Annotated in this window: 17 protein-coding genes; 8 read left to right on the top strand and 9 right to left on the bottom strand. The window is 41.0% G+C overall.

Going from position 1 to position 19,749, the window contains the following annotated elements:
- Positions 1–5 precede the first annotated feature (5 nt).
- From L3Q70_RS07360 to L3Q70_RS07375, 4 genes are all read right to left on the bottom strand, one after another.
- Positions 6–503 (bottom strand): PTS glucose transporter subunit IIA, encoded by a 498-nt coding sequence (locus L3Q70_RS07360; protein WP_193988707.1) that lies wholly within the window; start codon positions 501–503, stop codon positions 6–8.
- 4 nt (positions 504–507) lie between these two features.
- Positions 508–900: an ACT domain-containing protein gene (locus tag L3Q70_RS07365; RefSeq protein WP_062568902.1), complete on the bottom strand. Its 393-nt coding sequence runs from the start codon at positions 898–900 to the stop codon at positions 508–510.
- Between the two features lie 227 nt (positions 901–1,127).
- The gene (gene pta / locus L3Q70_RS07370) at positions 1,128–3,284 is read right to left on the bottom strand and encodes a phosphate acetyltransferase (RefSeq protein ID WP_062568903.1); all 2,157 of its coding nucleotides are present in this window, start codon (positions 3,282–3,284) and stop codon (positions 1,128–1,130) included.
- A 3-nt stretch (positions 3,285–3,287) separates the two neighbouring features.
- Positions 3,288–4,502 (bottom strand): acetate kinase, encoded by a 1,215-nt coding sequence (locus L3Q70_RS07375; protein WP_062568904.1) that lies wholly within the window; start codon positions 4,500–4,502, stop codon positions 3,288–3,290.
- 290 nt (positions 4,503–4,792) lie between these two features.
- On the opposite strand from L3Q70_RS07375, the gene yfbV reads away from it, so the two are divergent.
- Complete coding sequence (gene yfbV, locus L3Q70_RS07380) at positions 4,793–5,239, top strand: terminus macrodomain insulation protein YfbV (protein WP_062568905.1); 447 nt, start codon at positions 4,793–4,795, stop codon at positions 5,237–5,239.
- On the opposite strand, the gene L3Q70_RS07385 is transcribed toward yfbV, so the two are convergent.
- From L3Q70_RS07385 to xthA, 3 genes are read right to left on the bottom strand one after another with little or no spacing between them, the layout of a single operon-like run.
- Positions 5,236–6,033 carry a putative RNA methyltransferase gene (locus L3Q70_RS07385; protein WP_237115146.1) on the bottom strand — a complete coding sequence of 266 codons (798 nt, stop codon included), beginning with the start codon at positions 6,031–6,033 and terminating at the stop codon, positions 5,236–5,238. The two genes, yfbV and L3Q70_RS07385, sit on opposite strands and share 4 nt — an antisense overlap.
- Positions 6,030–6,680 (bottom strand): energy-coupling factor ABC transporter permease, encoded by a 651-nt coding sequence (locus L3Q70_RS07390; RefSeq protein ID WP_193988710.1) that lies wholly within the window; start codon positions 6,678–6,680, stop codon positions 6,030–6,032. The genes L3Q70_RS07385 and L3Q70_RS07390 overlap by 4 nt, the downstream gene beginning before the upstream one ends.
- Positions 6,677–7,486 carry an exodeoxyribonuclease III gene (gene xthA / locus L3Q70_RS07395; protein ID WP_237115249.1) on the bottom strand — a complete coding sequence of 270 codons (810 nt, stop codon included), beginning with the start codon at positions 7,484–7,486 and terminating at the stop codon, positions 6,677–6,679. The genes L3Q70_RS07390 and xthA overlap by 4 nt, the downstream gene beginning before the upstream one ends.
- Positions 7,487–7,733: 247 nt before the next feature.
- Here xthA and L3Q70_RS07400 point away from each other — a divergent pair, with 247 nt between their 5' ends.
- The 4 genes from L3Q70_RS07400 to rluB all read left to right on the top strand — a co-directional run bounded on the left by L3Q70_RS07400 (position 7,734) and on the right by rluB (position 10,486).
- Positions 7,734–8,168, top strand: a complete 435-nt coding sequence (locus L3Q70_RS07400) for an exonuclease III (protein ID WP_193988711.1) — start codon at positions 7,734–7,736, stop codon at positions 8,166–8,168.
- A 205-nt stretch (positions 8,169–8,373) separates the two neighbouring features.
- Complete coding sequence (locus L3Q70_RS07405) at positions 8,374–8,898, top strand: EF-hand domain-containing protein (RefSeq protein ID WP_062568910.1); 525 nt, start codon at positions 8,374–8,376, stop codon at positions 8,896–8,898.
- A 128-nt stretch (positions 8,899–9,026) separates the two neighbouring features.
- The gene (scpB, locus tag L3Q70_RS07410; RefSeq protein ID WP_237115147.1) at positions 9,027–9,617 is read left to right on the top strand and encodes an SMC-Scp complex subunit ScpB; all 591 of its coding nucleotides are present in this window, start codon (positions 9,027–9,029) and stop codon (positions 9,615–9,617) included.
- A complete protein-coding gene (gene rluB / locus L3Q70_RS07415) occupies positions 9,614–10,486 on the top strand; it encodes a 23S rRNA pseudouridine(2605) synthase RluB (RefSeq protein WP_062568912.1) in 873 nt (290 codons plus the stop codon). The genes scpB and rluB overlap by 4 nt, the downstream gene beginning before the upstream one ends.
- 73 nt (positions 10,487–10,559) lie before the next feature.
- Here rluB and L3Q70_RS07420 read toward each other — a convergent pair whose 3' ends face one another.
- The gene (locus tag L3Q70_RS07420) at positions 10,560–11,303 is read right to left on the bottom strand and encodes a YciK family oxidoreductase (protein ID WP_062568913.1); all 744 of its coding nucleotides are present in this window, start codon (positions 11,301–11,303) and stop codon (positions 10,560–10,562) included.
- A 227-nt stretch (positions 11,304–11,530) separates the two neighbouring features.
- On the opposite strand from L3Q70_RS07420, the gene L3Q70_RS07425 reads away from it, so the two are divergent.
- A complete protein-coding gene (locus tag L3Q70_RS07425) occupies positions 11,531–13,963 on the top strand; it encodes a VolA/Pla-1 family phospholipase (protein WP_237115148.1) in 2,433 nt (810 codons plus the stop codon).
- 101 nt (positions 13,964–14,064) lie between these two features.
- On the top strand, positions 14,065–15,081 hold the full coding sequence (gene sohB, locus L3Q70_RS07430; protein WP_062569396.1) for a protease SohB: 1,017 nt from the start codon (positions 14,065–14,067) through the stop codon (positions 15,079–15,081).
- A 51-nt stretch (positions 15,082–15,132) separates the two neighbouring features.
- On the opposite strand, the gene L3Q70_RS07435 is transcribed toward sohB, so the two are convergent.
- A complete protein-coding gene (locus L3Q70_RS07435; protein WP_062568915.1) occupies positions 15,133–16,464 on the bottom strand; it encodes a dicarboxylate/amino acid:cation symporter in 1,332 nt (443 codons plus the stop codon).
- A 193-nt stretch (positions 16,465–16,657) separates the two neighbouring features.
- Here L3Q70_RS07435 and L3Q70_RS07440 point away from each other — a divergent pair, with 193 nt between their 5' ends.
- The gene (locus tag L3Q70_RS07440; protein ID WP_237115149.1) at positions 16,658–19,648 is read left to right on the top strand and encodes a hypothetical protein; all 2,991 of its coding nucleotides are present in this window, start codon (positions 16,658–16,660) and stop codon (positions 19,646–19,648) included.
- Positions 19,649–19,749: the final 101 nt, after the last annotated feature.

The raw sequence follows: 19,749 nt of genomic DNA on the forward strand, positions 1-19,749 counted from the left end.
AAAATCTACTTTTTTGTCACAGTGAGTAATGTATCTACCCCAGCACTAACCTGAGATAGAGAGTAATATAAAGGGCCAAGCTGCTGGCTGTTAAGTACGCATAAGGTGGCAATCATAGGTGATGAAAGCTCACGTAAATCGAAATAAGCGAGCCGTTGACCTTGGCTTATCTTGCTGTCATTAAGCTTGGCAATTCTTGTGTGGTTGATATGTTCGCTCAACGATGAAAAATGTAAATTGATTAATATTTTCAGCCCATTTTTTGCCTGTAATATATATTCTTTTCCGGCATTTTTTACTTGCAGTAGGGTGCCATCAAAGGGAGCGACTATATTATGGCTGGTTAATTCAACGCTGATACTTGGCCCTAGAGTCGAAAATCTAAAAAAAGCCTCAGGGTGTTCGCTTATAGGTTTAACTCGGCCCGTGAATGGGCTTTTTATAGCCATCACTTGGTTTTTACGCAAGGCGCGTTGACTCTGATAGGTTACTTCTTTATTCATAAGACTATTTAGTATTTCCTAACACATGATAACCATCTTTTTTCAGTGCCGAAATTGCTTTTTCAATGCTGTGCTTTTTAACTAAAACATAATCTGTATCATAAGTTGAAAGAGCGAAAATAGAGATAGATGCTTTAGCAAGTACGCCAGAAATATTAGCCATTATACCTGTTAGAGAAAAGCCCAGCGGGCCAATGACTTCCAGTGCTTGCCAGTCGGTTTCAGCATCTAGGCTATCAATTGTAAAGCTGCTAGGGCAGACAATAGATAATTCATCAGCGGTCTTTGCAATAAAAAATATGCTTTCTTTAAGCAATGCAGGAGGGATAGTGGCATCGACATCAAGGCTATGAATGGTGAGCTCTGTACTATGAAGTTGCAGCGTTTGCTTTGACATCTGTGATCCTATCTATGAAGCCGATAATTAATAGTATACCCAAATCACTTAAAAATACGAGCTATCAACAAGAGATTAAATGTAATTAGGAAGCACGGGATTACGCCATTTAGATTTCCATTAATCTTGTCCACAGAATCTGTGGATAAATATGGGAATAGGTCAGTATAAAGAAGGTAATAGGCTAATTTATAACGATTTTATAAATCAGCCTAATTTTTGATGGGTTAGTTTTCTATGCTTTCAACTTGCTTAGCTTGAATCGCAGTAAGAGCAATGGTGTAAACGATATCGTCTACTAATGCACCACGGCTCAAGTCATTTACCGGCTTACGCATACCTTGCAGCATTGGGCCAATACTAATTAAATCGGCACTACGTTGAACGGCTTTATAAGTTGTATTACCGGTATTTAAATCAGGGAATACAAACACTGTTGCTTTACCTGCAACTGGGCTGTCAGGTGCTTTTTTGATTGCTACGTTTTCCATGATAGCGGCGTCGTATTGAAGTGGGCCGTCAATCACTAAGTCAGGGCGTTTTTGCTGGGCAAGTTTCGTGGCTTCACGCACTTTTTCCACATCCGCACCTGAGCCCGAAGTACCCGTACTATAGCTGATCATCGCTACGCGAGGCTCTATACCAAATGCGGCGGCTGAATCAGCTGATTGAATTGCAATATCGGCCAGTTGCTCTGCTGTTGGGTCTGGATTGATAGCACAGTCACCATAAACTAAAACTTGGTCAGGTAACAGCATAAAGAAGACTGACGATACTAACGACGAGCCCGGTGCCGTTTTAATTAACTGTAGCGGTGGGCGAATCGTATTTGCTGTAGTGTTAACAGCACCTGATACCAACCCATCTACTTTACCTTGTTCTAGCATCATGGTGCCGAGTACAACGTTATCAAGCAGTTGTTCTTGGGCAACCACTTCAGTTAAGCCTTTGTTTTTACGGATTTCGACCATAGGCGCGACGTAATCGTTGATGACATCACTAGGCTCAACAATGGTTACATTATCGTTAAGCTCAACACCTTGTTGTTCAGCAATACGTAAAATTTCTTCTTTGTCACCAAGTAGAATTGTTTTTGCAATACCACGTTGACCACAAATTGCCGCAGCTTTAATCGTGCGCGGCTCATTTCCTTCGGGTAATACTACAGTTTTATTCGCTTGACGGGCTTTATCGGTTAGTAAATAACGGAACGCGGGTGGTGACATTTTACGAGTACGGCCAACACTTTGTGCAAGGCTATCTAACCAGTCTGAATCAATGTGACTGGCGTTGTGATCTTTTACTTTATCGATACGTTGATCATCATCACAGGGTACTTCCATATTGAAATTATGCAGTAATAATGATGTGCGCCACGTATCTTCTTTTGTTGCAAGAATAGGCAGGCCCGTATCCATAGCTTGTTCGCATAATTTCATGATGCGATCTTCAGGCTTAAAGCCACCGGTTAATAAAATAGCCCCAATTTTTGTACCATTCATAGCAGATAAACAAGCGGCAACTAGAACATCAGAACGATCCCCTGGAGTTACTAGCAAGGCTCCTGGGGTAAAGTGACTTAAAATATTGGATACTGTACGGGCGCAGAAAGTCACGCGGCGCAAACGACGGTGAGCCATGTCGCCTTCGTTAATAACTTCGGCCTTTAAGTATTCACACAAATCACGGACACGCGGTGCAACGAGATCGAAATCCCATGGGATTGACCCTAATAACTTAAATGGGTGCTTTCTGAAAATAGGCAGTGATGCTAAACGGTTTAATTCGTTTTCAAGTTGTTCAGGCTCATGGGCTTCAACAAGGTCAGCACGGGCTCGACCTTCGTCATCGAGAGGTGCATTCACTTTATTGAAAATACAACCTAACACACGAGGGTGATTAACACCGCCATAATTACCTGCAGCAATTTCTAAACGGTCTTCAATTTGGTCATTGCTATCGTTACTTGGTGTTAGAACAAAAACAATATCAGCACCGAGTGTTTGCGCGATCTCACGGTTTACACGTCCCGCATAAGGCTGGCGACGTGTTGGCACCATACCTTCGATAATAGCAATTTCGTCTTCTTTGATGGTGTTTTCAAAGCGCTCTACGATTTCTTCTAGTAAGTCGTCGCCTTTACCGTCACCAATCATTTGTTCAGCATAGCCAAGATCGAATGGTGTAGGTGGATTAATTGGCGAGCCATGGGTGACAATTTGCGTTGATTTCTCGGGGCCTGTATCGCCAGAGCGCGGCTGCGCAATAGGTTTGAAAAAGTTTACTTTAAGTGCTTTTTGCTCAAGCGCACGCACTAAACCAACAGAAACAGATGTTAAACCAACCCCAGTTGAAATAGGGATCAACATAATTCTACGTGCCATTACTTAAGCCTCCTTCGCAATACGGGCCGCATCATTGGCAATTACCCATTCTTCGTTAGTAGGGATCACAAACGCTTTAGCATGCGCTTGTCCTTTTGAGATTAAGCCTTCTTTACCAAAGCGCGCAGCTAAGTTCGCAGTTTCATCACACTCAAGACCTAAAAAGCCTAAATGAGTGATTACTTTGTCGCGAATGATATCTGAGTTTTCACCGATGCCACCAGTAAAAATAAGCGCATCAAGGCGTTGTAGAGGCACCAAGAATGCAGCAATTTGTTTTGCTAAGCGGTAGCAGAAAATATCGAGGGCAAGATTTGCCTGTGGATGGCCTTCAACAGCGGCTTCTTCGATAGTGCGACAGTCATTTGATAATTCACTAATGCCTAACAAGCCACTTTGCTTATTAAGTAAGTCATCAATTTCTTGCACTGAATAATTAAGTTGCTGAGTTAAGAAGGTGAATAAGCCAGGGTCGATGCTACCGCTTCGGGTACCCATCACTAAGCCTTCAAGCGGTGTAAGGCCCATACTGGTATCAACGCTTTTACCATCTTTAATCGCACACACTGAACAACCATTACCTAAATGCGCACTGATCACATTGGTTTGCTCGCGTTCTTTGCCAAGTAATTTTGCTGCTTCGCCGGCAACATAATAATGGCTTGTACCATGAAAACCATAGCGCCTTACGCCATGCTCTTTATAAAGCGCGTAAGGTAGGGCGTATAAGTAAGCAATATTTGGCATGGTTTGATGAAACGCCGTATCAAATACGGCAATTTGCGGCAGCGATGAAAAGGCTTGCATTGCAGTACGAATACCTAATAAATTAGCTGGATTATGAAGTGGCGCGAGGGTCGCTGTTTTTTCAATCTCTGTTAATACGTTATCATCAATTAATACTGACTCAGTAAAATGTTCACCGCCATGCACAACCCGATGCCCCACGGCAACTAAGTTATCTTCAAGGCCCAAGCTTTTGACTAAGTTAACAAGTTTATTTATTGCAGCATCATGGGCTTGACCCTTTGCCAATTCAACATGTTGTTTTTCACCTTTATATTTATATTTGATTGAAGGCGTGTCAGAACCAAGGCGTTCAGCTAAACCTGAAATAACTTCGTCAGAAGTGGTGGCATCTAAAATGGCAAATTTTAAACTTGAACTACCACAGTTCAGTACTAAAACATGTTGTGGTGAGCAAAGGGGCGTTGGCATAGCTAGGTCCTAAAAGTACGATATCAGTCAGTGTGTATTAAGGCTTGATAATTAGAATTCTTTGCCAGTATAGTAAATAAGTATTTTGTTGCTACACTTAACAAAGCTAGGCTGTAATTATACTAAAGTCTGGTTGACTTAAGCCGATAACATTTTATCTCATTTAGACTTTAAACGTTAGTCCGATTAACATTAATTTGGTATAAAAACGAGGACAGGTTTTGCAGGGATTGTATCCGGGAGTGTGTTACACTCGGTTGTGAAACAAGATGAAAACCCTAGGAGTGATGATGCAAAAGAGTGTCATGTCACAAGTGCAAACAGGTCGTCAATACGCTAAAAAATGGCCAATGCGACAAGAGCTCGCCCCCATGTTTGCTGAATTTAGAGTGATCAAAGCCACAGATCTGGCAATTACAGTGATGCCAATTTTGGCTATGCTGACTGTTTTTATGCAAGTTAACTATTTAGGTAGTGATTATTTCCCGCAAGCAATTACTATCGCGCTATTCTTTTTGTCACTACCGTTTCAAGGTTTATTGTGGCTAGGCCGCCGTGCAGAAACCCGATTAGAGCCAGCGATGCTAAGTTGGTACACCGAGCTGCACAGTAAAATGAAAGCACATGGTTATCAGTCACAATTAACGACTGAAAAACCACGCTATTCAGATTTAGCTCAACTATTAAAAGATATGTTCGAAAAAATGGATAAAGCCTTCACAAAAGAACATTTCTAATCGCGAATATACTGGCTCACATAAAAAGATAACGTTATTTTTTGTGGGCCTTGTTGCTCTATTTGCTGCCAATGCTCTGGGCGAAATTTCCAGGCAAACGGCGTCATCATAATTAAATGTTTAATCTCTTCGACAGACAACAGCACCTGTTGCTCTAATAATGTTGTCGATTCTTTGCTGAAGCCAGCTGGTGGTTCTATCTCTGTATGTGGTTTTACATCAGCATAAATAAATGCTTTTAATTCTTTAAGGTGCCAAGGGCCAGGGCTTGCAACAATTAAGCTTGCTTGCGGTTTGGCAAGGCGGGCAAGTTCTTGTGCAAATAAAGGGGCAAACACACTAACCAGCACGTCTGCTTTGGCATCTGCAAAAGGGGCTTGGCTAATCGACGCGACACTAAAATGCGCACTTTCATACCACTTAGCGGCGTATTTTACCGCAGGTTTCGAAATATCAACACCATACACTTCGGCACTCGATTGCGCTGCAATTGCTTGGGTATAGAAGCCTTCACCACAGCCTAAATCAATCACTGAATTTGGTGTCAGTGATGCCACGAGTTCAGCTAAAGCTTGCTGTAAAAAACCATAATGCCCCGCATTTAAAAACTCGCGTCGCGCTTGCACCATTTCAAGGTTATCGCCCGGTTGTTTCGACTTTTTATTTTGTACGGGCAGTAAATTGACATAACCCTCTTTGGCGATATCAAAGCTGTGGTTATTGTTACAGCGGTAAGTTTTATCCTTGAGTGTAAGCTCAAGTTTGCAAAGCGGGCAGTGATAGTGAAGACTCATGAGTCTAAATAGTCCTTATCATAAAAGGTTTTAACCCAATGAGGGCGATAGGTAATCATTAAGGTAATAGCCATGCCATTGAGCATTGCTTCAGGAAACCAAATTATCGCACATAGAATGAGGTAGTTTTCTGAAATCTCAATAAAACTGTAATCACCAAGCAAGTAATAAAGCACTCCACTGGTGAGTATTTTAATACAGGCGATAACAGCAGCGGTTAAAAACGCGCATAAAAAGATATAAATAAAAAAATGTCTTGGTAAGTAGGTATAACAAAGCACAAAACACAAATAGCTCAACGTAATTGGTAAAAAAGCAGTAAACAGTAAATGCACGGGCAATAAAGCCATAGGCAACTGAGCAACTAGTACCAACAGTAAACTTGCAAGGGCACTTGCAAAAATGGCTAATCGCCAACCTAAAATCAGGGTCACAGCAGTAACCCCTAAAATATGCAATTCAAGGCCTGGCAATATCCCCGCTTTAATGCGCCACAGTACTGCAAGTACCAAAGCACAGGCGAGCACACCAACTTGTCTTATTGGCGTTGCCAATAATTGCGATGCGCTTTGTTTATCAAAACTTAGCCAAAGTATTAAAGCCACACAGCTCCATAAAGGGAGCTGCCATTGCATAGTGTCTATCATGCGTTAAATGTTGACCATATTGGCGCATGATCAGAAGGTTTTTCGATACCACGTAATTCGTAATCGATACCAGACTCAACACAACGCTCAGCAAGGGCTGGAGTTGCTAAAATTACATCGATACGTAGGCCTCGGTTGTCATCAAAACCTTTTGAGCGGTAATCAAACCACGAGTATTGTTCAACTTTTTCAGGGTAAAGTTCACGGAAGGTATCTTTAAAGCCCCAGTTTAATAATGTACTTAACCATTCACGCTCTTCTGGTTGAAAAGAGCACTTACCAGTCTTTAACCAGCGTTTGCGGTTTGGTTCACCAATACCAATGTCGAGATCAGTAGGTGAAATATTAATGTCGCCCATCACAATAACATCTTCCTCAGGCGTGTGATTGACTTCTAAGTGGGTCATTAAATCTTTATAGAACTGACGTTTGTAAGGGAATTTAATTTCGTGAGCAATATTATCGCCCTGTGGAAAGTAACCATTCATAACAGTTAAGTCACGGCCATTCTGTTGGGTTACAGTCACGCTGATCATACGACGTTGCGACTCGTCTGTATCAGTTGCAAAGCCTTTCATTACCGATTTAGGTTCTTGTTTACATAACATTGCCACGCCGTAATGGGCTTTTTGACCGTGAAAATAAACGTGATAACCCATTTTTTGCACGTCTTCGAGTGGGAAAGCTTCATCATGAACTTTGATTTCTTGTAAGCCAATGATATCTGGTTGATGTTTATCTATCACCGCTTGTAGTTGATGTAAGCGAGCGCGAAGTCCATTTATGTTGAACGAGATAACCTTCATCATGCACCTTAGTTTATTTTTCTTTAAAGGAAGTAACGTAATTCTACCATCAAATGTGGCGCTATTCATGAGCAAAGAAAGAAAAATGCACTGTTTAAATGTTGATCAATTGAGGGTTTAGTTAAACGCATTGTTAACTCGATATTAATTAAAATATTAAATAATATATTTAATTGATTTGTTCTTTTTTGTTTATATAATGCGCGCAGATTAACCGTTCAAATTATGTACACTTAAAAGGTAAACCATGAAAAAACAATTAGTGATGCTTTCACTTGCATGTATCTCATTTGGCTCATTGGCAAGCAATCCACAATATTTCTCAGCTGATAATCGTATTGAATCTAAGTTATGTAGTCTGAGTGCAAACGAAGGGTTTACCGCTGCACGTAAAGAAGCGACAAAGCATGGTATTGCGATGTCGCGTTTTTCTAAAAGTATTGAGTGTAATGGTGTCGACATTCGTGACATTGCTAAAAAAGCAGAGTCACAAAAAGCGACTTCGAAAGTATCAGTTGAAGTTTTTGCTAAAAATGAGCAAAAAGAAACGCAACTTTGCATCACAGCACTTAAGCAAGGTTTGACACCTGTACGTGAAAAAATTGGTAACTTAAATACCTTAAAATGTAACGGTGAAGCAGTAACAGAGTTCGTTAAGCGTTACCAAAACGCGGCTATTTAATCGGTATGTTAAACTTATTTGTAAAAAGCGCTCTTTGGAGCGCTTTTTTTATGAAAAAATTACAGTAAGTATGAAAAGCTTGCTAAATCATAGTCTTAACCACAACTTAACTGCTTTCTAAGTGCTTGATTTTAGGCTGTAAGGTGTTTTGGCATTCAACTTGTATTAGTCCAAGCGAATCTAATCGACTACAAGGAAATGTCTTATGAACAAGTTAACTCTAGCATCAACAATTTTAGCGGCTCTTAGTCTTTCAGCATGCTCTGCAAGCAACTCTTTAGCAAAAATAGACAGCGATTTTGGCAGTTTAGATAATGATAACGATGGTTACATCTCTAAAACAGAAGCAGATGATGATGCAATTTGGGCACATTTTTCAAATATCGATACTAATATGGATGAACAAATCAGCCGAAGTGAGTTTAATGCTTACATGCAGCTTAATACGGGTAAAGTTGCGGAAGATAGCGAAGTCTCTGAGTCGGCGTTTAAAGCTGAAATAGCTCAATTTGATCCTATCGAAAATGATTTTAAATCCTTAGATAACGATAAAAATGGTTATATCTCGGTTGAAGAGGCTGATGATGACGATATTGCCAACCATTTTGGGTATATGGATACTAATAAGGACAAGCGCGTAAGCCGTAATGAGTTTATTAGCTACATCACTGAACATGGTAGTGATGTTGCTGAAGATGACGCATTAGACATGGTTAAAAAAAGCTCGTAATTTAGCTCAAATATAAACATTGTTTGGAGCCAGTGTATTACACTGGCTTTTTTTGTAATAATTTTTCCAACCTAGCAAGACTTCTGTCATAATAGAGCGTTAGTGATTTAAATGACCTATAGTAACCCATGGCCGCAAAACGTATTAATGATGAACAGTTAGTCGAAATCATAGAAGCCGCGATTTTTGTAGCAGGTAAACCTTTATCTAAACGTCATTTAAAAGAGACAGTATTGGCTGATTTAAGCGTTTCTATGGCACGCATTAATAATGCAATTGAAAACATTCAAACCCATTATCAAACACGCGGCATAAAATTGGTTGAAGTTGGCAGCGGTTATCGATTTCAGGCCTGCGCAAGCTTAGCACCATGGCTTGCAAATCTTTGGCAAGAGCGCGCACCTAAATACTCAAGAGCACTATTAGAAACATTATCTTTGATTGCCTACAGGCAACCCATTACGCGTGGTGAAATCGAACAAGTACGAGGGGTTACTGTCGGCTCAGGGATTATTAAAACCTTATTAGAAAGAGAGTGGATAAGGGTTGTAGGCCACAAAGAGGTACCAGGACGTCCGGCTTTGTATGCTACAACATCCGCTTTCTTAGACTATTTTTCATTAGCTGGTTTAGATGAATTACCACCCTTACCTGAATTACAGGAAAGTAAAATTAACCAGCTTTTGAGCGATCCTTCTGTGAGAGAACTATCTGAATGAGTAATGTAGAAACTGAAAAGTTACAAAAAGTATTGGCCCGTGCTGGTGTGGGCTCACGTCGTGAGATGGAAAAATACATTGATGCAAATCGAGTAAGTGTCAATGGCAAAGTGGCTCGTTTGGGCGATCGTGTTGAAGCAACTGATGTAATTCGTGTTGATGGACATGTAGTAAAAGTTGAAGATAAAGCTGACCGGATTTGTCGTGTGCTTATGTATAACAAGCCAGAAGGCGAGTTATGTACTCGCAAAGATCCTGAAGGTCGCCGTACTGTGTTCGATCGTCTCCCTAAAGTAGATGGTGAGCGTTGGATTGCTGTAGGTCGACTGGATATTAATACCGCTGGATTAATGTTGTTTACCAATGATGGTGAGCTTGCTAATCGCCTTATGCATCCCAGCTATGAAGTAGAGCGCGAATATTCTGCACGGGTATTTGGTGAAGTAACGAATGAGACCTTACGTAACTTAACCAAAGGGGTTGAACTGGATGATGGACCTGCGAAATTTTTAAATATTAAACCATTAGGTGGTGAAGGAATAAATCGTTGGTTTAATGTTACCTTAACCGAGGGACGCAACCGCGAAGTTCGTCGTTTATGGCAATCACAAGATGTGGAAGTATCTCGTCTTATTCGTATTCGTTACGGTAAGTTAGAGCTAGATAAACGCTTGCCTCAAGGTGGGTGGGCAGAGCTTGATTTGGATACAGTTAACTATTTGCGTAAAACTGTTCAATTGGGTCGTGAAACGCAAACAAAATTATCAGTTATACCTGAAAAGCGTAAAGAAAAACGGGCCAAGATAAACCAAATTCGTAAAGCTGTTAAAAAGCATAATCAACGCGTTAAGCAGCCTAAGCGTCGTTAGATACTAGAAAATAAAAAACCTTACTCGAGAGTAAGGTTTTTTATTGGTTAATCATTCGTCAACAGCACAAAAGTTATTTTTGTTGCGCATCTAAAGATTGACCATTGATATCTTTTGAGTCATCACTCATTAGATAAAGGTAAGTAGGCATAAGATCCTCAGGGGTTGCTAACTTATCTTTATCTTCTCCTGGATATGCTGATGCACGCATAGACGTACGCGTCGCGCCTGGGTTAATGCAGTTAATGCGGATATTTGTTTTTTCTACTTCACAAGCCCATGTTTGCATCATGCCTTCTACTGCAAACTTTGAAATAGCATATGCACCCCAAAATTCGCGACCTTGGCGACCTACACCTGAAGAGGTAAAAATAACCGATGCGCTAGGTGATTTTCTTAAAATAGGGAACATGTACTTAGTGATAAGTGCCTGTGCGGTAACATTAACCTTCATGATGTTTTCAAATGTTGACACGCAGAAGTGCTCAAGCGGACCAAGCGAACCTAGAATACCTGCATTGTTTACTAAGCCATCAAGTTTGCCGAATTGCTGTTCGATTGTTGCAGCAAGGTCACGATAGTTTTGTTTTGTAGCACCTTTAAGATCCATTGGAACAATCGCTGGCTGAGGGCCGCCTGCATTAACGATTTCATCGTAAACAGCTTCTAGTTTGCTGGTTGTTTTACCAAGCAAAATGATCGTAGCACCATGTTTTGCATAGGTTAAGGCTGCTACGCGACCAATGCCATCACCAGCACCAGTAATTAAAATAACTTTGTCTTTTAGCGCGTTTTCTGCGGCTTTGTAATTGTGCATAAAAGTACCATCGGTTAAATTTTTCCATATTTTACCATAGCAAAAAGCCAAGTTATCGAATTTATTGCAAATTAAGGTGGCGAAAATTAAAACTTTACGTTAACTTTAACTGGTCTAATGTCTTATTAATAACCTAATTACATTAAATTAACTTAACTAAAGGTATCTTTTTAGCTACTTTTAAATATGAACACACAATAACAATAAGATTTTCGCGGAGCGATATTATGAAAAAAATGCTACTTTCACTGGCCGTTGCAACAGCCATTACAGGTTGCGGTGGAGGAGAAACATTAGAAGATGTAAAAAATGACAATCCCCCCATTGTGCCAACCGCGACAGTTAAGTTTGACCCTGCTAATGGTGTTATCTCTGTACCCAACGATTTACTCATGAGTGGCACACTTGATGGCACGCTTAATATTCCTGGTGAACTTGATGAGAATAATGTGAGCGTAGAGCGTGCTGCCTATGCCGATCCACAGTTAGCATTAGGTGCACTAGATGGTTGGTCTACACAAACTCCGTTTAAAATCGATCTTACTTTTCCTGCGGGTGTTAGCTTAGATGCTACATCTGCTGCCTCACCTGGCGCAGTGCGCATTTTTGAAGTCGTTATGGGAGCCAGCCAAACGGATGAAGCATGCTCACAAGTACCTGCAGGTATTGCCTGTAAATTAGTGTCAGAGCTCACATTTGGTGTCGATTTTATTACCCAAGGCTCTGGTGATGCTGTGGCTGTTATACCATTGAAACCGTTTAAAGCAGGTAGTAGCTACATCAATGTTTTAACAACCTCGCTAATGGACTCAGAAGGTCGCTCAATTGAGCCATCATCTACTTATGCGTTGGTTAGTGAAGAAACAACCCTTATTACAGACGCACAAAAATCGTTACAAGCGGTCATCAATAGTTATGAAAACGCTGTAACATCAGGTGGTGCAATTTCTAAAGATGAAATCATTTTTAGTGCGGCTATGACCATGCAGTCGGCAGGTCAAGTACTTGGTACAGTCAAACAATTACTAGCAGCAAGTTTAACGCAAGCGGCTTTACCAAGACCAACGGTACAAATTCCTGAGCAACCAGTGATTACTGTTGAACAAGTATTTGCATCACAAGGGGTAACAGGTTTATCACCTGCTTTTGCTGGGGTTCAGTATCAAAAAGGCAGTGTAATGCTACCTATGTACCTTGCAACACCAACAGGCACTGAGGTAAGTGATTTAGCTGCGACATACTGGCAAGGTATGTGTGACAGCGGTGTAGCGGTACTTGGCTACGCCTCTTCAGCAGGTGCATCGTTCCCGACAGATCCAATTAGTGAAAATGATGCATTATGTATGGCGCTCAGTGGCGGTAAGTTACGTGACCTAGGCCTTGACCAAACTAAGCACTTAACTAAATACAATACAATCCCTAAAACGCAAAGCATTGCGAATGTACCGGTGCAAATTACTAAGCCTATTTTACCCGTCATTAACTTTGTTCGAAGCCAAATTGGTCTAGATGCTTTGGTAATGCCTGAAGGTGGCTGGCCGGTAGTGATTCTTCAGCACGGTATTACGTCTAAGAAAGAAGATATGTTAGCAATCACTGCTCAGCTTTCTATCCAAGGTTTTGCAACGGCTGCTATCGACCACCCAATGCATGGTGAGCGTGGTGTTGATGTAAATGGAGATGGTGTTGACGACTTCAACGCATCAACGGGTTCCGTACTCAGTTACATGAATTTGCAGTCTTTACTTGTAGCACGTGACAGCTTACGTCAATCAGTTGCTGATTTATTGGGTTTACGCTTAGGTTTAAACTTTTCTGGTGCGACTGATTTAAACACTCAAGATGTGTCATTCGTAGGACATTCACTAGGTTCAGTTGTTGCGCCTGCTTTTGTTGCAGTGACGAATAATCCTCTTGATCCTCAGGTTGACCCACTTTTCAATGTGAAGAGTGTTGCACTTGCCAGTGGCGGTGGTGGTATTGCAAGTTTCTTAATTGATTCGGCAACGTTTGGCCCATTCGTGCAAGGTTCGGTGTTACTTGCTGCTGGCATTAGTGAGTCTGCAGAATTTAGCTCGTACTTACAAAATGAAGCTGTGTCTAACTGTGGCACGCTAGCAGCAGATCAAACCGCTTATGTCAGTTGTGGTTACAAAGAGTACATTGGCTCGTTAACAATGGCAGGGGAAACAGCAAAACTAGCAAATATTCAAGGGGTAGTAACACAGTTTGCTTTTGCGGCACAGACAGCCCTTGATAGTGGTGATCCTTCTAATTACGCAGCATCAGTTGCGGCACTTGGCACGCCAACATATATGAGTGTCGTTGTTGGTGATGGCGCTAACAATAAGCCTGACCAAGTTATTCCACCTATGGTAGCTTCTAACCCTATCGCAGGCAGTTTACCACTTGCTAACTTGATGGGCTTAGCAACAGTGGCTCAATCTCAGGGGCCAACAGCGGAGCCTATGAGCTATGTTGTGAAATTTACTAAGGGTCATCACAGTTCGGTATTAACGCCTGTGGCTACGCCTGATTCAGGCGCTACTGCACAGGAAAGTGCAGCTGCAACGTCTGAAATGCAATTGCAAATAGCCACTTTCTTAGCGAGCCGTGGTCAGTACTTGCAAGTCACTAATACCGATGTAGTCACTGACTAAAAACTAAATTAACCAATTAAGTAAAAAGCCACATCATGTGGCTTTTTTTTATGAAAAAGCATGTTAAATTGTGGCGAACTAACATTAAGTGGAGAATTTGTTTGGAATTTTTATACGAATATGGGCTGTTTTTCGCCAAAACCATCACCTTTGTTATTGCCATAGCAATCATTGTCGCAATTGCAGTTGGCGCAGCAGCAAAGCCAAAATCGAAAAAGGGCGAAATACAAATAGATGACTTGAGTGAGCAGCTTGAAGATCTAAAACAGAGCTTTATTGAGAACACTCTTTCAAAAAAGGAGCTCAAAGCGCATTTAAAACAGCAAAAAGCGAAGAGCAAAAAAACCTCAAGTGATGAGAAAAAAGCTCGGCTGTATGTCATCGACTTCAATGGCAGTGTTGATGCCCATGAGGTAGACAGCTTACGTGAAGAAATTACAGCAATTCTTACTATTGCTGACAAAGAAAAAGATAAAGTACTCGTTCGCTTAGAAAGCGGTGGTGGGGTTGTTCATGGTTATGGCTTGGCTGCGTCGCAATTACAACGCCTTCGTAATGCAGGAATTCACCTAACGATAGCCATAGATAAAGTTGCTGCCAGTGGTGGTTATATGATGGCATGTGTGGCGAATGAAATTGTTGCAGCTCCTTTTGCTATTGTTGGCTCTATTGGAGTGATAGCCCAAATACCTAACTTTAATAAAATACTGAAAAAGAATGATGTTGAGTTCGAACAAATTACTGCGGGTGAATATAAGCGCACACTAACATTATTTGGCGAAAACACAGACAAAGGGCGCGAAAAGTTTAAAGAGGAAATAGAGCAAACTCATGGCTTATTCAAAACTTTTGTTAGCGAGCAACGACCTTCACTTGACATAGATACAGTTGCAACAGGCGAACATTGGTTTGCTACTCAAGCCTTTGATAAAGGGCTTGTTGATAGAATAGATACCAGTGATGATATCCTCTTAAGTCAGGCGAGTGAGCGTCAGATTTACAAAGTGAAATACACAATCAAAAAGAACTTAAGTGATAAGCTGGCGATCGGTTTGAGTACAAGTATCAGTAAGGCTGGAGTTAATTTAGTATCGCGTTTTAAAGGAATGAACCCTTAACGAAAAACGATAAAAAACCCGCATTAATATGCGGGTTTTTCAATGGTGAATCTAGTTTATAGACTTATGATAATCTTCTAAGTCTTTAGCCGCATCAGGGTCATTAAATACATCTTCGTCTAATTGCCCTTCAGACTTTGCAACAACACATGTCACCATACAGTCACCTGTCACGTTAACCGCGGTGCGTGTCATATCAAGTAAACGGTCCACACCAATAATGATTGCAATCCCTTCAACAGGAAGTCCAACTTGGTTTAATACCATGGCTAACATAATCAAACCAACGCCTGGTACACCTGCAGTGCCCACTGACGCAAGTGTTGCCGTTAGAATAACCATTAAGTAATCAGAAATAGATAAGTCGACAGCGAAAACTTGAGAGATGAACACAGTCGCAACACCTTGCATGATAGCCGTACCATCCATGTTGATGGTTGCACCTAATGGGATTGTGAAAGATGCAACTGAGTTATGTGCGCCTAGTTTTTTATTCGCTGTCTCTAAAGTGATAGGCATTGTCGCACTTGAACTTGAGGTACTGAAAGCAAATAAACATGCATTTTTCATTTTCTTCAAGAAAGTTACAGGGCTAAGGCCCGTTAATACTTTGAGAAGGATACTGTAGTTAACTAAGCCATGGATAAATAAGGCTAACACAACAATACTAAAGTAAAGAGCGAGGCTTTTAATTAGTTTCAAATCAATAGTGGTAAATAGTTTCGCCATTAAGAAGAAAACACCATACGGTGCAATATTCATTAATAAAGTCACTAGTTTCAAGATAACGGTATTTAAGTCTTCAAATACGCTCGCGACACGTTTTCCTGCTTTCCCACTAAGAGCCATTGCAATACCAAATAATAATGCAAATACAATAACTTGGAGCATGTTGCCACTGGCCATCGCATCAATAGGGTTAGTCGGAAACATACCAATGATCACTTGAGCCAGTGTTGGCGCTTCTTTTGCACTGTAATTAGCATCCGATGGTAGGTTAATACCTTCACCTGGGTTAAATATCAATGCCAGTGTAATTGCGACAGTAATAGCGATAGCAGTGGTAAATAAATACAGCAAGATTGATTTTCCACCTAAGCGGCCAAGCTTTTTAGGGTCACTTAAGCTACATGTACCACATACAAGTGAGACAAATACTAAAGGCACAACGAGCATCTTTAAACTAGCAATGAATATTTGCCCACCAACGTGAAAAATACCATCGACAAAAAATGCTTTAATAGGCAAAGAGAATAACCCTAATGGGATAAGGAAATCGTCTTCACCCGCTAAAATTGCCTGAAAAATAAAACCTACTACTACACCTAGCACCATACCAATCATGATGCGAGATGTGAGACTCAATGAACGGACTTTTGACATACACCTAATCTATATTTTTATAAATTTTGCCATAGCCTACCAGCATGTAAATTTTTATACAGAAAAAATCGCTAAATATTGAAATTAATTCGTCCTGAATTGAATAAAAAAATTATGATATTCGTTCAGGTTTTAGGTTAATATTAGGTAAACAACAAATTAAGTATAGAAATAGCTAACTAGGGAGAGGTCGATGCCTTTAATGCGATGGCTGAGTATTATAGTTTTTAGCTCATTATTAGCCGCTTGTGGCGGTGGTGGTTCACTAGAAAAAGACGGCGGGTCTTTAGATGGTTCAGAAACGGTAGAGCCAGGGGTTGTAGAAAACGTAACCTTGAGCTTATCAATCCGTGATGTTAACGGTTTGGAATTCACAGCCGACAACCCTGTTAGTAAAGAAAACAAAGGGACTGTAACGGCAACCTTACTTGACTCAGGTACACCTCTAAATGGTCAACTAATTTCATTTACAACGAATTTTACAGGCAGAATAACGCCTGTTCTTGGTACAGCTCTAACAAACAGTAGTGGTGAAGCGTCTGTTACATTGAGCAGTGGTGATTCAAAAGGGGCTGGACAAGTGCTTGCCAGCTATATGGATGACAATGGTGAAACAATCACGCAAGTTGCTGGTTTTATATCAAATGGTGATGATGCATCAACTGAATTGGCTCAGTATTCAGTCTCGGTTTCATTGCTAACCGGCTGTAACCCTTCATGGGATGAAAATAGAAACAACGTTAGGTTAGACCCAACTTCACAAGCATCTGGTTGTACTGTCTCTAATTCTATTTCTTCTGCTGAGCTAGGTGATTTATTCGTTGCAGTCACGGACGAGCAAAGTGGTGATGGCGTTGCGAATGCACTTGTTGATGTAACGACTGATCTAGGTTCAGTTCTTCCTTCATCTGGCAGAGCATTAACAGATAACTTTGGTATTGCACTGCTTAAATTACAACCGGGTAATACTGGCGGAGCAGGAACTATTTCAGTGTCGTCTTTGGATGAATCAGCGAATATTAACTTTGCTGTTGGTATTGCTGATCTTACTTTGGATGTAGATAACGGCTTAAACTTTGATGGCAATGGTAACGTAATACCGTTAAAAGCAGGGGGGAGTACTGTTATAGAAGTAACTCTTCGTGATGAAGAAGGAAACTTATACACCACACCAACAGATGTAGAGTTTAGTTCTACGTGCGTTGCGAGCAACGACTCAACGATAGATGCTTCAGTAAAATCATCTGGGGGTATTGCTAGTTCTACTTATAGAGCGAATGGTTGTTCAATTGATGATGTGGTAAATATCACCGTTGAAACAGGCGGTAAAAACTTTACGGCCTCAACGACGATTCCTGTTGAGGTATCTGCTGTGCAATCGATTCAATTTATTGATGTATCTGAACCCGTCATTGCACTTCCTCCGGGTGAAGGCGGTTTACCAACTCAATCTGTGGTGCGTTTTCGCTTACTTGATGCCGATGGCATTGTATCACCGCAGCAGCGTATTGATTTTAAATTAACTGACTCAGTTGGCTTAGCAAAGCTTACACAGCGCAGTGCTAACACAGATAATAATGGTGTAGTACAAACTACGATTACATCGGGTATTGTGCCAGGGCCGCTTGTTGTTAAAGCATGTTTTGTATCAAAAGAGGATGTTGCCGCTTTACCAGAAGGCGATGATTTATCATGTTGGACTGATGAAGTAGAACTTTGTAGCACAGAGCCTAGTAACGAAATCTGCCCTGATGGAACGCTTCATTTAGTTCCACTGGCTGAGCAAATTAATGCTGTTTCATCACAACTCGCATTGTACTCAGGGGTGACTGATCAAAATAGCTTTGACCTTAGCCCGACTGTATTTAACCCTAACGCACTTAACTATAATGGTATAACAATTCCATTAACCGTGTATTTTGGTGACCAATTTAATCAGTTTAATAGTGACGGAGTTGAAGCAACGGTACTCACAGAGTCAGGTGTTATCGGTCCGCAAAATCGTGAAGCTGTTTGTCGCACCAATAATGCTTTGTGTGAAATTACATGGCGCTCGCAAGGTGAAAGACCTTTTTATGATTATAAATGGGGCAATCGCATTGGTGAAATCGACGGCAACTCTGCAACGAGAGAGGGTTTTAACCCGAAAACAAACGAAATTAACTGCGACCCTTACTTTGGTAATGCAGCGCCATGTATCGGTACTTTATTGCGAGCTAAAAATGATCCTGAAGGGGTTGTGCGCGGAGGCCGAACAAGTATTCTTGCTGTCGCAAAAGGGCAAGAAAACTTTGAGGACGAAGAAACGACAGCTGATGTAACTCGTCGTAATGGTTTGTTTGATATTGGTGAATATTACGCTTTATATGATTTACCAGAAGCTTTCAACGACCATAACGAAAACAACAGCTTCGATAAGGCCAATTGTAGCGATGCTAATCGTGAAGACTATGACGCTGATTCAGACCCATGTTCAGAGAAAAACTCGCGCGGTGGGCATAACGAAACATGGCGCGATCTTAACAACAATGGTGTTTACGACAATGCGGACGGTAAGTACAATGGTTTGCTATGTAGCGAAGCTGCATTTAACGCAGGGCAGTGTACGCGCGAGTTAATAGAGGTTCGCCGACAAATCGAACTTGTCATGTCAGGTGATGAACCGTACGTACGTTTTGCAGTTTTAAAATCGGATGATGTTGTGTCACCGCCTTTTGAAGTTTTAGTCCCTGCTGACTGTTCAGATTCTTTGGCTGGTCAGTTTGAAGTCTCTGATGCACCACAGTGGTGTGATGTTGCAGAGCTTGATTTATCTGTTGCTGCGCGTCCGAATCCAGACTTTGATGCGAACGACCCTAATGAAACTGATCCTGAAACGCTCGATATTGGCTTAGCTGGTATTAATATTCGTATCTATTATAGTGATGAATTTGGCAATCCGTTACCTGCAGGCACACGCGTTTCGATTTCTGCTAATAATGGTGACTTTTCTATTATTCAGCATCAAGAGTCGATTCCTAGCACTAATCGCGATACAACTATGTATTCGGATGTCAGAATTGCGCGAGAAACGGATGGTAACCAAGATCAAGATGGCGTTCTAACGATAACGTTTGAGTTTGAAAACCAGCTTGGTGGAAGCAAAACTGTCAGTAAATCAATTGCAATTTTTGATGACAGATAATCTTTCGTTTTAAGATAATTTTTAAAAAATGCCAGCCATAAGGTTGGCATTTTTGTTGCTGTTCTATATATTCCCCATAAAAATACCGCAAAATGCTAATT

The sequence above is a fragment of the Pseudoalteromonas sp. CF6-2 genome, assembly GCF_021729425.1.
Lineage (GTDB): Bacteria > Pseudomonadota > Gammaproteobacteria > Enterobacterales > Alteromonadaceae > Pseudoalteromonas > Pseudoalteromonas arabiensis.

Coding starts and splice junctions, on each gene's coding strand:
- L3Q70_RS07360 (WP_193988707.1), bottom strand. CDS start 503: ATGAATAAAGAAGTAACCTATCAGAGTCAACGCGCCTTGCGTAAAAAC.
- L3Q70_RS07365 (WP_062568902.1), bottom strand. CDS start 900: ATGTCAAAGCAAACGCTGCAACTTCATAGTACAGAGCTCACCATTCAT.
- pta (WP_062568903.1), bottom strand. CDS start 3,284: ATGGCACGTAGAATTATGTTGATCCCTATTTCAACTGGGGTTGGTTTA.
- L3Q70_RS07375 (WP_062568904.1), bottom strand. CDS start 4,502: ATGCCAACGCCCCTTTGCTCACCACAACATGTTTTAGTACTGAACTGT.
- yfbV (WP_062568905.1), top strand. CDS start 4,793: ATGCAAAAGAGTGTCATGTCACAAGTGCAAACAGGTCGTCAATACGCT.
- L3Q70_RS07385 (WP_237115146.1), bottom strand. CDS start 6,033: ATGAGTCTTCACTATCACTGCCCGCTTTGCAAACTTGAGCTTACACTC.
- L3Q70_RS07390 (WP_193988710.1), bottom strand. CDS start 6,680: ATGATAGACACTATGCAATGGCAGCTCCCTTTATGGAGCTGTGTGGCT.
- xthA (WP_237115249.1), bottom strand. CDS start 7,486: ATGAAGGTTATCTCGTTCAACATAAATGGACTTCGCGCTCGCTTACAT.
- L3Q70_RS07400 (WP_193988711.1), top strand. CDS start 7,734: ATGAAAAAACAATTAGTGATGCTTTCACTTGCATGTATCTCATTTGGC.
- L3Q70_RS07405 (WP_062568910.1), top strand. CDS start 8,374: ATGAACAAGTTAACTCTAGCATCAACAATTTTAGCGGCTCTTAGTCTT.
- scpB (WP_237115147.1), top strand. CDS start 9,027: ATGGCCGCAAAACGTATTAATGATGAACAGTTAGTCGAAATCATAGAA.
- rluB (WP_062568912.1), top strand. CDS start 9,614: ATGAGTAATGTAGAAACTGAAAAGTTACAAAAAGTATTGGCCCGTGCT.
- L3Q70_RS07420 (WP_062568913.1), bottom strand. CDS start 11,303: ATGCACAATTACAAAGCCGCAGAAAACGCGCTAAAAGACAAAGTTATT.
- L3Q70_RS07425 (WP_237115148.1), top strand. CDS start 11,531: ATGAAAAAAATGCTACTTTCACTGGCCGTTGCAACAGCCATTACAGGT.
- L3Q70_RS07435 (WP_062568915.1), bottom strand. CDS start 16,464: ATGTCAAAAGTCCGTTCATTGAGTCTCACATCTCGCATCATGATTGGT.
- L3Q70_RS07440 (WP_237115149.1), top strand. CDS start 16,658: ATGCCTTTAATGCGATGGCTGAGTATTATAGTTTTTAGCTCATTATTA.